This window comes from Blautia sp. NSJ-175 (genome assembly GCF_022867815.1).
GTDB lineage: Bacteria > Bacillota > Clostridia > Lachnospirales > Lachnospiraceae > Blautia > Blautia celeris.
On sequence record NZ_JALIFQ010000002.1, the window covers coordinates 204,627 to 220,446 of the forward strand.

Genomic DNA, 15,820 nt, shown 5'->3' on the forward strand with positions numbered 1-15,820 from the left:
CCTCTTTTCTTATCTGTTATTCTCTCTCTTTTTTTTCAGGCATGCAAACAGGATAAAGCTTCCGGCAAGTACAAGAAGATTCATAATGTCCATTTGAGATGCCAGTGTATCTCCTGTTTTAGGTACACCTGTACTTCCTCCTGTAGTAGTGGACTTATTACCGCTTCCAGAAGATTTATTGTTGGAAGAGCCGGATGTTGATTTATTTCCGGAACCAGAATTATTTCCGCTTCCGTTTGTGTTGTTATTATTGTTATTATTGTTATTATTGTTGTTACCCTTCTCTTCATCATCTGTTCCGGATGTTGTCTTGACCTCTCCGACTGCAAACGCGGACAGACTTTTCACAGTAAATGTAAGATCACTGCCATCTGCTTTACAGTCCAGATACTCGACGGTTCCATCGTCCAGAAGATGAACGAGAACTATGGTTTTACCCGTAAGATCGTTTCCTGTATGTACAACAAAGGTTAATCCTCCGCTTACCATGAAATCTGTTTTCGTTCCATCGGCAAGTACTCTGTACGCTTTGATTTCAAATACTTTCATAACAGAAGCTTTCTTATCTGTATCCAGCTTTCCACTGAGTGTTGTATAGGAATTATCTGACTGTGCCACTGATTCTATCTCGATGACTACATCCCATGGAATGTTTCCCTTGTATGTAACCAGATTGTTCTCTGAAGAATCCTTGGTCTTAGTCTTGGATATTTTCTCCTTCAAAGTTTCCATGTTCTCAACAGCATCAGCCGGTATCAATGCCTGTTCAGCCGGTGTCAGGGCATCGTATGCCTCCTGCGCACTTTTCAACACTGTAATAATTTCTTCAGATGTCAGCTCATAAGCATCTTCATCCACAGCATCCTTCATCATTTCAAGTACTTTTTCTGCATTCTCCTGTGATTTCTCGAAGTTCTTTACCAATGACTCCACAGTGTTCCACGTGCCTGTATCATTCACATACTCCTGCGCCTGCTCATTTAATGCCTCATAAGCAGTTTTGATCGCTTCCAGTGCCGCTTTCACATCCGACAGATTATCTGCAGTCACCTCAGACGGCAGTTTCTCAATCATAGCATCTACTGCTGCTGCCTGCGTAAGATCCTCATTCACCTGTCCTATCTGCTCTTTTAGAGCAGCCATCTTGTCAACGAGCTTTGTTCCGTCTTCCCAGACAATGCTGTCAAGATATGTACGTGCATCCTCATTGGCCTCATATTTTGTAAGCAGATCGCCAGCCTCTCCCAGATTGAATTTTGTTACAGGAAGTTCAAACGCTGCGATTCTTGCAACAATAGGTGCAAGGACTTCATTCACGTATCCTTCGTACTGCTCCGCAATCGTATTTAATGTCATTAACTTTTCATATGCATCGGGATTCTCATTCGCAAATATCTTCTGCTGTGCATCATCCATCTGTTGATATGTGCTGACTGCATCAGCAATTGCCCGCAGGATTTCTTCTGTCATCTGGATATCAGATCCATCCGGCTTTGTTCCTTCCAATTCATCCGGTGACGGGAGGTTCTCAACTTTATTCAACAAATTTTCTTTGGCAAGTGTCTCAAGTTTCTTCTCCGCCGCAACCAGCAGATCATAATTACTCACCTGCGAACGAAGAGCATCTGAGGACAAATTATCATAGAGACTGCGCACATTTCTGATAAACTCCTGATCCTCCAGTGTGACATCATCAAGATTTTCCAGTTTTGCAATATTATCAATCACATCTTTTACAGCTGCCGCATCCTTTTTCGCCTGATCAAGTGCAGAATAAACCGTTTCCAGTTTCTCCGACAATTCAGCATTTACCATTGCTTTCTGTTCAGATGTCAGCAGATTATAGTTACTGTATGCCTCCAGAATAGCAGCCTCATCCTCTGCCGTCACCTCATCCGGAGAAGGCAGTTCTGCGATCAGCGCTTCCACACTCTTAACTGCTTTTAGATCTTTTATTGTCTTTTCAGCCTGTATAAGAGCGGATGCATTACTAACTTTTGATTTCAAATCATCTGTAAGAGCGTCATATGATGTGCGGATGCTTTCCACTGTATCTGCATCATCCAAAGTGATCTCAGACGGCAGAGCCGCAATAGCTGACAGTACATCATATACTTTTCTGCTGTCCAGCAATACCTGGTACTTGTCCGCAAATGACTGATCGTCTTTATAGGACACATCTAAGTTTTCATATACAGCTTCCGCATCCTGAATAGCCTGTCCGCTTTCTAAGGTTACTTCTCCCACGACATCCACTAATTCGGAGAAATTCAGATAGGCTTCTGCTTTTTTCAAAACGCTCTTATTTGTAACATATCCCTGAAGCTTTTCCTTTAATTCTGTATCATCACCGCCAAGGGCTTCATAGGCACTTCCGGCAGTCTGAACTGATTCTTTTGTTACAGAAGCTAAATCTTCCAATTTACTGATAGACTCAATTACAGCGTCAATCTGCACGGACTCTTCATAACTGCAGACTCTTACCTGAGGTTGTCCTACCAATGTATAATCCACATCTGCAACGGCTGCGTATAACGCATAATATTCGTCCCCAAGCCCCTGAATGCTTTCCGCATCTGCACGTGCCGAATTTGCTGTATTCAGAGCATCCTCCAGAGCTTTTCTCTTGGTTTCATCAGTAATAGAGGAACCGTCTTCGCCATAACACTCCATGGCCGTATCAATCAGATTATCATATTTGTCAAGAGTCAGGGCATAACGACTCCATACGTTATCTCCATGTACAGTATCTCCCAAACCTATAATCGCATCTTTTGACCACATAGATTGTGTTTGGCTGATATCATACCAAAACGACCCATCCTCCAACTGATATCTCTGAAGCGCCTTTAATGGTGTAATTGTATCGCTTACTGCAAAGACTTTTTCAATATCGATTCCTGCTGCTGCCATTCCTTCAAGTACACAGCCGTGAGATATCGTATTTGCATACTTGTACCAGAAATTATAAAACATTCCTGCTTCGTCTCCCTCAGTGATTAACGTCGACCGAAATCCTTCCACAAGGGATGCTAATTTAGTTTTGGAAACCTGGTCAGCAATAGCCCCCAGTGCCCACGCACGCATGTCCAGATCAAACGTATCAGAAGCAGCTAACCCCGTCACATCATCTATCAACCCATCAGGTATATTGGCACCTGCTGCTTTTAAAGCCATCAACGCCCATATCGTATTAGCATATGGTCCCGTCCAATTTTTTTCCAAATGTTCAACCAGGTTATTTCCTTTATCGTCTGTATAATTATATGGGTTTTCTCCTGTCATAATTAATTGAATGATTGTCCTTGCATAGTCGGTGGGCTGACTATATGTATTTTCATTTACATCATTCACAGCCGCCCCGTCCAAATTATTATTCTCATCTGTTGATGTAGCACATGCCATAAATATTGGCCATGAACCTCCCAGATTCTTTTTCTCTTCTTCTGGACGTGCGTACCATCCGGAAAGAATATCATTCGCCAGATCTTTTGTCTCCTGAGAAATAGAGTAATATGGAAGTGTACCATCTTGTTTCTGATGAAGGAAAATATATACCTTAGAATTCAATCCATCTTCAGCCGTCACCTCAATTCTGGTGACATCGCCTGCATTGACCGTGTAAGTATTATCTTCGACTTCTGTTCCGTCTATTGTATAAGTTGCATCAGCAGAAATCTGAATATCATCAAACGTTATCTCTCCATCATCAGAATCCAGTTCCAGAATAAAACTATTCTCCCCGCTGTTCAAACTTTGCTCTAAATCTTTTACCGTACCTCCTTTTATGGTTAAAGCTTCTAAGGAACACCCACTTGATTTACGGACCACCTTTATTTTGTATATATCTTTGCTCACTCCATCCGGCGCAGTAATTTCAACATCTATAATCTTGTTTCCACTCTCATCTATCTCTATACCCGAATCATCTAAATTAACTCCTATATAATTGCCGCATTCCCCTTTTCCGTCATCAAAATAACCACCTTCGCTATTTTCGTTTCCAAGGACATTTACCTTCGCTCCGCCGGCAGAGGGAAGAACACTGAGCAAAAGTTTATTGTTCTTTGATGTTTTAGGAACACTGATGATATAATTCCCGGACTCCTTGTCTAACGCTGTCTCATATTGTATTGGGAACACATAGTTTTCAGGAAAAGATACTGCCTTAATCTCAGATATTTTCGTGTCACTGCTTTCTTCAATATCAGCCTCTTCACCATCCCAGTAAAAGATATAAGGTATATTCAAAACATATCTCGGCAGCATATTATCGGATTCGTTTAATCCTGGTACGCTAATATTCGTATCTAATATCTTCATCACAGGAGGCATTTCACTAAAATCAATATCCATCTTTATAGGTGGTACACCCAAAATAAAAGATAAATTAACTACGTTCAAACCCTTATGAGGCTTGATGACCGGAGTGTTGTATTTTCCTTTATATATATTACTGATTACATCAAACCGTTGTGGAGAGCTGCCGTTTACTGACATATAATTATTTCCTATATTCATCCAATAAAAGCAGGATTTCGTTATGGCACTTAGGTTAATTGTTTCCATTTTATTTTGCTGCCTGTTTACTACCATGGAAAAATTATCTATATCACCAGACAGCTCAGCATAATGATATAGACCGTCTTCAAAATTTGTTTTCTCTGTTTCCCCTGATAAAATTTCATCTGTCTCATTGTTTTTAATGCCTAAATATTCAACCAGAAACGGATAACCCGAGTCTGCTCCAAAGGACGTTTCCGTATTGAAAACAGCTATAAGATCTGTCTCTTTCCCATTTGCAGCTTCTACTTTAATATCAAAATACAATGCGCCAAATATAGATGTATTGGAATACATTTGCATATCACTCATAATATTGGAATAGGTTATAATAAAATGTGTCTTTCCATCTTTTACTGTATTCTCTATTTTTTTATCTGAATCAGCGAACAGGGTTCCCTCTTCATTATATATATCCAAGGAACCAAAGACCTCTGTAACTTTGCTTTCGGAATCTGGTAAAACGCCTTCTATTATAATTTGATCATTATAAAAAATTCTATAAAAATCCTTGTTTCCGACAAAGATATTTCCGTTTTCTTCCAATGGCTGTAATGAAAATTCATGGTCGCTATTTTTTATATTTATCTGTATCTGAGAATTATCTGCTGTATTCTCTGCTGCCCATACATCTGTCTTGTTTAGTACTGCGATCATTACAAGAACTGCCATACTCAAAATCTTTAGCAACTTCTTCATATTTCTTCCTCCATATTATATTCATATTAATTCACTAAGAAACAGGGCAGTATGTCTCCATACCGTCCTGTCCTCCTGGAATATTAATATTCTTTATTTAGAAGTAGTTTTAGGATAATAGTAGCTAGCATAGCTAAGTACAACTGATGAACGATCCTGGCTAATTGTATTCTGGCTCATATAATTGTTTTCATTTAATGGTGTATTTCCATCAAATCCCGAATACGTCCAGCCCACACCATAATATGCAGCATCTGACTCGTACGCTTTTCCCTGATAAAACAGATTTGTTTCTGCGGTTCCACCTATATACAGTCCATCTATTGCGTTGTATTTAATATCTGGATTCTGCCAATCCGGTACCACCTTCCAGAATCCCTTTGTAATATCAAGGTTCATCTTAGGAAGCGCTTCTTTTACTATTAACTCCACATTGGTACCAGGCGCCACTTTAACTGTAGCACTCCCGTTCAATGCAGGATGTGTCCCATCCGCCACAGCATTTAACGTCACCGTTACGGAAATATCATTATCGGCTGCAAACACACTGATGCTCATCGACAGCATCATAACCATTGCCAATACAATACCTAAAAACCGTTTCATACCTTTTTTCATTTTGTTTCCTCCTTATGATATTTTTTATTTTGCCTTCCGGCAGTATCTATCACAACAAGACTGGGCCCTCGTCTTGTCATAATCTATTAAATTATTCAAAAAATGGTACAAAAAATACACGTCCGTCATGCCTTCGGACACTGCAAATAATTGGTTTGCCACAACTGTGTTTGTGTTCTGACTTGGGTTCGTCCTACTAAAAGCGCCTTCCCGGGAATGATGCCCAGTGGCTTTGCTGCTTTGTTCGTCCCCCTTACAGCAGGGATGTTCTGCCCGGATTCTCACCGGATTCCTTTAAACAGGGCTATTGCCCTGACCACAGAAGATATATTTAATTTTTCTGTTCAAACTATAAAACGCCTTCCCGTACATACAGGAAGGCGTTATGGATTCATAATAAATATACCCAGACTGCTCCCTTGTACATGACAGGAAAACAGCGGGCACTGACTTTGTTTACAGTAGATTTACATCTGTTCCGGATTCTCACCGGATTTCCCATTATTATTCTGACATTATGCATCAGAATAAACTGCAATCTTTTTTCTATATTCTCGATATGGCTACATTCTAACTCATTTGGTAATATTTGTCAATATACTGTGCAATAATTTTCTTACTTTGTACATATGTCATAACAGGTCACACGCCATTGCCCCGGGAGGTGTTTTCTCCAAGGGGATGCTGCGCGATGCGAAGCAAAATCCCGAGTTAGCCAGCGCCAAAATGCAATTTATTGCATTTTGTACCCTAAAGGGCAGAACTGTGCATCGCGAAACGTGTTACTGGGCACGCAGTGAACAGTAACCATATGTCACTATTTTTCAGATGCCGTCGGCATATTCCACCTGAATGCCGTATTGTGCCGCATAGGTCTCCATCTTACTTCCCCGGCGGCAGCGGATGACACAGTTCTTATTGGTCAGCCATTCCCCCACATCCTGTGGGTCATGGAGGATTTCCAGCACCTTCAGGTTATTGCAGCCATGAAAAGCCCATTTTCCTATCTTCTGCACCGACGGCGGAATGAAAACATACTCCAGCTTCTTACATTTTAGAAATGCACTCTCACCGATCATTTCCAGATGTTCCGGAAAATGCAGGGATTTGAGGCCACACTGATAAAATGCCTGGTTTTCTATCCTGTGCAGTTTTTCGGGAAATTTTATATCCTCCAGGGACTCGCACTTATAGAACGCCTGATTCCCAATTGTCCACATCACCTCGGGCAGTGTAACATTGGAAAGGGCACGGCAGTTGGCAAATGTCATGTCCGGCAGTATCCTGCAGTTTCCCATGGGGTCAAACAGGGCTTTCTCCATCCTCTTGCATCCGTCAAATACGCCTTTTCCCAATTCCCTCACTGTCTTTGGCAGCAGTATCTCCCTCAGATTGCTGCAGTTGCCGAAGGCACCCTTCTTGATCACATATACTCTGGGCAGCGCTGCATGCCTGAGAGCTGTGCAGTTAAAAAACGCCTCTGTACCCACGACACGGACAGCGGGCAGTTTTATGTTCTTTACCTTGATATTATTCTTAAGAAAACACACGCCCAGCATTTGGTAACAGGCAGGTATCTGCATATCCTCCTCCGCTGCGCGAATAACATTTTTTCGTTCCAGTACACAATATTCCATCTTTCTTCACTCCCGCCTTGCATATGTGCCATTATAACATAGAGAGGGAATATTTTTGTTGTCCAAACTGGTTATATTAAAGGAAGATAAACAGAAACTTTATTTCCGTAATACCGTTCAAATGTAAAACCCATTCTGTCTGCAATGACATCATTGGCAGGCACCCACTCCCTGAATATGTATTTGCAGAGATATCTCACGGTCTCTGCCAGCTCTTTTTTGTCTGAATCCTGTTTTGTCTCGAACACAGCATAGCGCCTCCCCGGTATGGTTACAGTTACAAGACCCTCGGGCACACAGGAGAAATTTTTGACGACAGGCCCCATAAGATATGTGATCTCCTGGCTGTCCAGGGGATGATACCACATGGCTATGTAATCATCCTTGAAACACTGCATTCCGGAAAGCTCCGCGTTATCTATTTCCGGAAACTCATGGTCCAGCCAGTAAGCCACCTCCTCCAGAAGGTCAATATCTGCTCCTTCCTCCGGAATGATTGACCGTCCGGCCATCTTCAGCTCCTGTGTCTCCAGAAATGAAATGCGTATCTGATTCCCGTCGTATTCCGGTTCAGGCAGCACATCCAGCCTGATATCATCCTGCCGCTTTAATTCACTGGCAGGAAAACCAAATTCCTTCTTAAAGGCTTTGGCAAATCCAGCTGCTGTCTCAAAACCATACATTGACGCGGCATTCCCAATCTGTTCTCCGTCCCCAATCCTGGCTGCTGCTTTGAGAAGCCGCCTCCTGCGTATATACTCTCCCAGAGGCATATCGTAATACATGCGGAAAAGGTGGCGAAAATGATCTGTGGAATAGCCGAAAGCCTCTGCAATATCATCCTGCCCGTACTCCATATCCAAATGTGTCTCTATATAGGCCAGTATCTTATCGTCCATGATCTTTTTCATATGTACCTTCCCCCATGCTTTTTCGACATATTTCGACAAACAAAATAGGATGCCGCACGCCCTGCGCAGCATCCCTGTTTTTTTATTTCCTGTCAGCCTACACGAAGCTGAAATTTCTGTATATCCTTCTCACTGGAAACCTTCTCAATCTCTGCTCCCAGGCATCTTAATTTCTCTTCAAAACGCTCATATCCCCGCTGGATATAAACAATATCGTCCACAATGGTAAGTCCCTCTGCCGCAAGTCCTGCAATGACAAGAGCCGCTCCCGCGCGCAGATCGGGCGCACTTACCCTGGCACCGGTCAGTTTGTGTACCCCGTCAATAATGGCTGTATTGCCCTCCACCTTGATGCTGGCTCCCATACGGGAAAGCTCGTCCGCGTATTTGAAACGGTTCTCGAAAATGGACTCCGTCACAATGCTTGTCCCCTCCGCCAGTGTCAGTGCCACAGTAAACTGGGGCTGCATGTCTGTGGGATAGCCCGGATAGGGCATGGTTTTTACATGGGTGCGTTTCAGGCGTTTGGAGGCTACTACGCGTACCGCGTCATCGAATTCCTCCACCTCACATCCGATCTCCTCTAATTTGGCTGTGGTCGCCTCAAGATGCTTCGGAATCACGTTCTTCACCATAATATCCCCCATGGTAGCTGCTGCAGCGCACATGAAAGTACCCGCCTCAATCTGATCCGGGATGATGGAATAACTGGTTCCGTGAAGCTTCTCCACGCCTTTGATACGGATAACATCCGTACCGGCGCCCTTGATGTTGGCTCCCATACTGTTCAGGAAGTTGGCCACATCCACCACGTGAGGCTCTCTGGCCGCATTCTCGATGGTGGTATTGCCCTCTGCCATGGCGGCTGCCATCATGATATTGATGGTCGCTCCTACGGACACCATGTCCAGGAAAATATGCTTTCCTGTCAGCTTCTCCGCTTTGGCGACTACTGCGCCGTGGAGAATATCAACGGACGCACCAAGAGCCCGGAAACCTTTCAGATGCTGGTCAATGGGCCTGCTTCCGATGTTGCAGCCTCCGGGAAGAGGAACTTCCGCTGTCTTGTATTTTCCAAGCAGCGCGCCCAAAAGATAGTAGGACGCTCTGATCTTCTTGATATATTCGTATTCCACGCTGATGTTGGCTATGGTGGAACCTGTGATCTTCACCTCTGTGGGACTGATTCTCTCAACAGATGCGCCGATTTCCCTGATTGCCTCTAATAAAACATTGATGTCACGTACGTCCGGTAAGTTCTCGATGTAAACCATTTCATCCGTCATAATTGCCGCCGCAAGGATGGCCAGTGCCGCATTCTTCGCGCCGCCGATCTCCACTTCGCCGACTAACGGGTTACCGCCTTTGATAACATATTGTTCCATATTCACACCTCTATATTTTATTTATGCTCCCCGCCGGTATACTCGGTACCAGAAAACATAATCTCGTCTTCAAATTTACTTTTCTTAATTCATCTGATCGGATAAAAGACAGACTTTCCGGCAGGTTCATGATTTGTCTTCCTGCTAAGATAGTCTACGACTTAAATATTATATTATAACAGATAAAGCAATTTGTAAACAAAAATTAATATTTTCATTTTTTCTTCATAAACCGACATTCTCTATTCTCTGTCACTGTTTCAGTCTTTCTACAATTTTCTGTAAAGTTTCCTCCACATCCAGATTTTTCTCATCAACTGTGATATCCGCATATTTTTCGTACAGCGGTATGCGCTCATCGTAGAGTCCTCTCAGGTCCTGACCTTCCTTCAGGACAACGCCGCGTCCCTTCAAATTACTGAGGCGTTTGTCCAGGGTGTCGTAATCCAGTTTCAGATAGACGATCTGTCCTGTCTCTGATAATTTCTCCATAGCCCGGCTGCAGTACACCACGCTCCCCCCTGTGGCGATAACAGCCTTTTTGGCCTCATTGGCAACCTGTATATTGGCATTTTCCTCTGCTCTTAGGAATCCTTCCAGCCCGTCCTGGGCAATGATCTCACTTAACAGCCGGTTCTCTCTCTCCTGGATCACCAGGTCTGCGTCTATGAACCGGTATCCCAGTACCTTTGCCAGAATGACTCCAACCGTACTTTTGCCCACACCGGGCATTCCGATCAATACTATGTTTCTTTTCATTTTCTGCTTTTCTTCTTTCTGCGTTTCTTAATACTGTATCCGAAGGTTCCCAGCTTTTTCCCGAGGCTGTAATACTCTCCGTGGGAATAGACAATGGGATTGGCAAGGGCCAGGTCAAATTTCCCCTTCTCATCCATGTATTCTTTATCCACATGTACGGCCAGCACATCCGCAAGGAACATACTGTGGCTCCCGTACTCCGTGATCTCCTTCACACGGCACTCTATGGAGACCGGTGATTCTTTTATCATCGGGGCACCCACATGGGAAGCCTCCTCTTTGGTGAGATGGGCCATTTTAAACTTGTCCACATCTCTGCCGGATTTTACCCCGCAGTAATCTGTGGCATATGCCAGCTTTTCCGTGGTCAGATTTATAACAAACTCCCTGGTGCTGCAGAGCATTTTATAGGAGTAGCGCTCCGGCCTTACGGAGATGGATACCATGGGCGGATTGGTGCAGACCGTCCCGGCCCATGCCACGGTAATGATATTGTCATGCCCTTCTTCATCCGCCACTGTCACCATCACGGCCGGCAGCGGGTAAAGCATGTTTCCGGGCTTCCATTCTATTTTAGACATTTTGTTTCCTTTCTTCAAAGGTTTTTATTCGCATTTTTCGAGCACAATCGGCTCACCGTCCTCCGGAGCAAGTTCCATGAGGGTTCCTTCGCTCTCGATCACAGTGCCGCGGAAACGCCATTTCCCTTTTGGCACTGCCACATTTCTGGACGTTCTGCCTTTTTCGCAGATGGGTGCCACCAGGATATCTTCTCCCAGCATGAACTGGTCATTGACTCTCTCGTATCCGCCCTCAGGAAATTCATATGCCATATACCGGGCAATGGGTTCCCCTGTCCGCGCGGCATGGTGGGCAAGCTCCAGGATCCTGGCCGCATAGCGTTCCCTCAGTTTCACACTCTTTAATATCCTGTCATAGCTTTCCCTGCCAAGCACTCTCCAGGGTGCTGCGGAGAACTGCATAACAGGCAGGAGACAGGCGATCTCACTGTGCCGGTTGAACAGCTCCTGGTCCAGATTACCGCTGTTTTCCTGGAAATTCACGTATTCACCGCCGCCGATCATATCCGGACTGCCAAAGGGATGTCCTGTGATCCCCTGCATAAGAGTGTCGGGCAGCAGCGCCCGGATGCCCTCCTCTCCCCAGTTGTGGGGCTTGTCACAGAGTCTCTGCATCAGGGACATTCCCCCTGCCTTAAAGGCCATGCGCAGCTCGTTGAACGGGAATTTCTCTGCGTAGGCGCACCAGAGGCGTGCCATCTCATTGGGTGTAACACCGCCGGCAGTGACCATGTCGTCAGGATAATACAGCACGTCCGCCCCATCGAACTTAAAACCATCCACGCCCATGGCTCTCAGTGCCTGAAGCTGCTCGTCCAGCCAGTTTACAGCCGCGGGGTTCGACAGATCCAGGGCAGCGGACCAGCCGTTCCACCACTCTGTGATGAGAGGCTTTCCGTCAGGATTTTTGATGAGAATATCCATGGCCTTGGCCTGACGGTACTGCAGGGTGTCCGGGGTAATGTAGGGACAGATCCAGAGCATGACAAAAAAGCCTTTGCTGTGAAGTGTCTTCAGCATTTCCTCCGCATGAGGGAATTTTTCCCGGCTGAAAACCCATTTTCCATAGTAATCAGACCAGCCGTCATCGATCATGAGCACACCTGCAGGCATGTCGTTTTCCAGAATGTGATCCGCATAACGGAGAATGTCTTCTTCATTCTGCCAGAATGTAAGCTCTATCCATGAATTGTAGACCGGATTTTTGAAAAACTCATCACTCAGGGTGTTTTCCCTGAAAGGAAAATGTTCTCTGCAGGCGGCCAGATATGCGCCTTTTAGGTTTACATAACCTTCCCTCAATTCCACATTCCGGTCAATTGTAATGTTTCCGCCGCCGAAATGCAGCAGAAAGCCCTCTTCACACCAGATGTAGCGGCCCTTTGTGGATACAAAGAAGGGAACCGCCTGATTTGTACTGTCATTTCTCCGCAGATCGATCTCTGCTTCACTGGAGGCATCATAGGGCTGCGCACAGGAGCCGTATACATATCCGCCGTACCAGTATTCATTTTCTAAAATTGGAAATACCATATCTTCCTCCCGTATTAGACCCCGCAGAGCCCTAGTTATTATTCTGCTGCAGCGTACCGATAAAGGCCGGGATAAGCTGTTTCTTCCTGGATACGACTCCCTGAAGGATATAGCCGCCCTCCTCCTCTTTCACACCAAAGGCATCCTCCACCAGTTTCCCGCTTCCGTCCCCGTAACAGATAATCTCTGAGGATTCGTCCAGTATGTTGGTAAGCATGATGAATACCATGGTGATCCCGTTCTTGCCGCATTCTTTTTTCATAAACGGAATCAAGCGTTTTTTCAGGTCCTTCAGCTCCTCCTCATTCATGGAGCTGATCTGTCCCACGCCGAAATTGGTGTCGTCTGCGGTAAAGCGTTTGAAATCCTGATAGAAAATGCCCTCTGTGGTCTTTCCTTTCAGATTGCTTCCCGCTGTGAACATTTCTTTTGCAAATTCTTCTATATTTATACCGGCAATGAGAGCCAGCGCCCCTGCTGCCATTTTGTCCATATGGGTGCAGGTGGGGGAACGGAACATAAGCGTGTCGGAAATGATGGCCGCACAGAGAAGCCCTGCAATGTTTGGCTGTATTTCCATGGCTTTTTCCGTATAAATCTGATACATAATGGTGGCAGTGCATCCCACCGGTTGATTTCTGAACATGATGGGTGAGATGGTTTCCAGAGATCCCAGTCTGTGGTGGTCAATGATCTCCAGGATATCCGCTGCATCAATATTATCCACTGCCTGGGTCTTCTCATTGTGATCCACCAGGATCAGCTCTTTCTTCTTCATGCCTAACAGGTTACGTCTTGACACGGTTCCGATGTATTTTCCATGTTTGTTCACCACAGGGAAAGCCCGGTGTCTGTTCTTGACCATCACATCCTTGATATCGTCTGTGAAATCGTCGGTCTGGAAGGTGATCAGATTATCCTTTTTCATGATGTGTTTTACCGGAATACTCTGGTTGATAAGTCTTGCCACTGTAAATGTATCCAGGGGGGAACGGATGATCACACAGTCGTTTTTCACGGCTGCATCCTTGATATTCTCCGCCACCTCGGTGTTGTTGCAGACAATAAAGCAGCTCACGTTCTCGCGGATGGCACACAAATGATCCTCGTGTCTGTCACCCAGGATCACCAGGTCGTCCTCCTCCAGAAATTCTCCCAGCTTGTCCGGATGGGCCGCACCGATAACCACTTTGCCTTTGACAAAATATCCATGGGGATTTCCCGTCACTACAGTTCCATCCACAGTGTTGGCAATGCTCCTGTACTGGGTTCTGGCATTTGACAGGAAATAGTTGTCGTGGGCATCCATATAGGATTTTGCAATATCTCCTGTGGTGATGAGTCCCTCAAGCTGTCCGTCCTCTTTTGTTATGGGCAGCGTCACGGCATTGCTCTCCTTCATGATGGCCCAGGCATCCTTGATGGAAATACTGCTGGAAACACCGGGTGTCTCCCTGATCTCCATATCCTTCACCTGTGTTCCCACATCTGCCAGATAACCCGGCGCTTCCATGCCGAAACGCTTCAGTACATACTCCGTCTCACTGTTGATCTGTCCTGCTCTCTTTGCCAAATATCTTCTTCCATCGCCGGAGCGGTTCTTGATATCCGTATAGGCGATAGCTGAGCAGATGGAATCCGTATCCGGGTTTTTATGGCCCATAATATAGATTTTCCCTTGTTTTGCCATTCTCTGCGTCCTTTCCCTTGTTTCTATATAATTATAATTTTCTGTAGAATTTTCCAGTCTATGCATTGTATTTCTGCCTGACGGCTAAACGTGATCCCCTACCGGGGAATTCCTGCGGTCAGTGTGGTAAATACACTGGCCTGTTGAATAGTTACATCCTAACATACTTTTGGGAGAATATCAATTTACCTGCCCTTTTTCATATCCTTTTTCATTATAAACAGTTATGGGGATTTATCGTTTGCTGATCAGTGTCCTCCGTACTGTTTTGTCAGATTTTATGCGGAGATAAGATTTGCTTGGATGACCCTGGCCGAACCATAATATATTTCAGTTATAGACCGGAAATACCTGTTGCCGGCAGGAAAAGCCTGTGCTAAAATTAAGAAAAAGCATATTTTCTGGATCATCTTTCTTTTTTTGAATCTGTCTTGGGATTCAAAATATCTTATATCATTTCATAATAACGGGTCGACGTATGTACGGCCTGTCCTTTCGGAAAATTCGTGCTTTTCACCACATTTTTTGCAGGAGTTTTCGGAAAGGTTGGAAACCTCCTGCGTCTATAACTAAAAAGGAGGTTTTATATGGAAGAACGGAAACAGCAGCCGCATGCCCTGCAGTGGCATCCTGCTTTTTATGCCGGGATTCAAATTGAACTGGAAGCGGAGGCAGATCTGCTGCTCTTTGAAAACGAGCATCAATTGGGGACAAAACCAAAGGAAATCGATGTGCTGATTGTAAAAAAAGAAAGAGATGTTTCTATCCGGAAAAATATCGGAAGGATTTTCAGGACGCACAATATTGTGGAATATAAAAGTCCTAAGGATTATCTGAGCGTGGATGATTTTTATAAGGCAGATACCGCGCAGGCTGACAGCATCGCCATTCATGACATTACCATAACCTTTGTATGCCACCGGTATCCGCGCAGTCTCATGCGGCACTTGACAGATGAACTGGAAGAAACAGAAATGGCAAAACGCTTGATTGAGCAGTATGGAAAGCATAAAGAAAATAACCTGTATAAATCCGTTATGGATCTTATTGTCCGTGCAAACAGAGGTAAATTCGAGGAGGCGAAGATTATGTGTGAAGCGTTGGAAGAGTTGATGAAGGATGAGCTGGAAGCCAAAAAAGCGGAAGGTCTGGCTCTGGGTAAGGCAGAGGGCATTATAACTCTGCTTAAAGATCTGGGTGAAGTATCTGAAAAACTGCAGCAAAATATTATGGAGCAGAACGATACCGAAGTTCTGGACCGTTGGCTCAGATATGCGGCCAGGGCCGAGACAATTCAGGACTTTGAACAGAAAATCCAATAAATCCTGCCCATACCCTCAAAACCGGTTACTGTTCAACTGTGTGCTTGGTAACACGCTTCGCGATGCACCGATATAGAAAGAACTGCACACGGACATTGCAGACCTTCCCCTTTCTGTGATAT

At 44.7% G+C, this 15,820-nt stretch carries 10 protein-coding genes and 2 riboswitches; of the genes, 1 reads left to right on the forward strand and 9 read right to left on the reverse strand.

All coding sequences use genetic code 11. The annotated features are described in order from the left end of the window. Positions 1-9: 9 nt before the first annotated feature. The 9 genes from MUB35_RS04485 to MUB35_RS04525 form a co-directional block, all read right to left on the reverse strand. On the reverse strand, positions 10-5,262 hold the full coding sequence (locus tag MUB35_RS04485; protein ID WP_118593836.1) for a hypothetical protein: 5,253 nt from the start codon (positions 5,260-5,262) through the stop codon (positions 10-12). A 93-nt stretch (positions 5,263-5,355) separates the two neighbouring features. After that, complete coding sequence (locus MUB35_RS04490) at positions 5,356-5,880, reverse strand: hypothetical protein (protein WP_054352945.1); 525 nt, start codon at positions 5,878-5,880, stop codon at positions 5,356-5,358. A 151-nt stretch (positions 5,881-6,031) separates the two neighbouring features. Next, positions 6,032-6,216: riboswitch (cobalamin riboswitch) on the reverse strand. A gap of 85 nt (positions 6,217-6,301) precedes the next feature. Next, a riboswitch (cobalamin riboswitch) is annotated at positions 6,302-6,432 on the reverse strand. 272 nt (positions 6,433-6,704) lie between these two features. Beyond that, entirely contained in the window at positions 6,705-7,517 is an 813-nt protein-coding gene (locus MUB35_RS04495; RefSeq protein ID WP_103733063.1) for a leucine-rich repeat domain-containing protein, read from the reverse strand. Between the two features lie 71 nt (positions 7,518-7,588). Further along, a complete protein-coding gene (locus tag MUB35_RS04500; protein WP_158587240.1) occupies positions 7,589-8,428 on the reverse strand; it encodes an AraC family transcriptional regulator in 840 nt (279 codons plus the stop codon). A 92-nt stretch (positions 8,429-8,520) separates the two neighbouring features. Then, entirely contained in the window at positions 8,521-9,813 is a 1,293-nt protein-coding gene (locus MUB35_RS04505; RefSeq protein ID WP_103733061.1) for a UDP-N-acetylglucosamine 1-carboxyvinyltransferase, read from the reverse strand. Between the two features lie 252 nt (positions 9,814-10,065). After that, complete coding sequence (locus MUB35_RS04510; RefSeq protein WP_054352940.1) at positions 10,066-10,572, reverse strand: shikimate kinase; 507 nt, start codon at positions 10,570-10,572, stop codon at positions 10,066-10,068. Next, the gene (locus MUB35_RS04515) at positions 10,569-11,153 is read right to left on the reverse strand and encodes a flavin reductase family protein (RefSeq protein ID WP_054352939.1); all 585 of its coding nucleotides are present in this window, start codon (positions 11,151-11,153) and stop codon (positions 10,569-10,571) included. The genes MUB35_RS04510 and MUB35_RS04515 overlap by 4 nt, the downstream gene beginning before the upstream one ends. Before the next feature lie 24 nt (positions 11,154-11,177). Then, a complete protein-coding gene (locus MUB35_RS04520; RefSeq protein ID WP_103732945.1) occupies positions 11,178-12,686 on the reverse strand; it encodes a glycoside hydrolase family 31 protein in 1,509 nt (502 codons plus the stop codon). A 31-nt stretch (positions 12,687-12,717) separates the two neighbouring features. Next, positions 12,718-14,376 carry a putative manganese-dependent inorganic diphosphatase gene (locus tag MUB35_RS04525; RefSeq protein WP_103732946.1) on the reverse strand — a complete coding sequence of 553 codons (1,659 nt, stop codon included), beginning with the start codon at positions 14,374-14,376 and terminating at the stop codon, positions 12,718-12,720. Positions 14,377-14,963: 587 nt separating this feature from the next. Here MUB35_RS04525 and MUB35_RS04530 point away from each other — a divergent pair. Continuing rightward, positions 14,964-15,698 (forward strand): 3-isopropylmalate dehydrogenase, encoded by a 735-nt coding sequence (locus tag MUB35_RS04530; RefSeq protein ID WP_118593835.1) that lies wholly within the window; start codon positions 14,964-14,966, stop codon positions 15,696-15,698. The last annotated feature ends 122 nt before the right edge of the window (positions 15,699-15,820 follow it).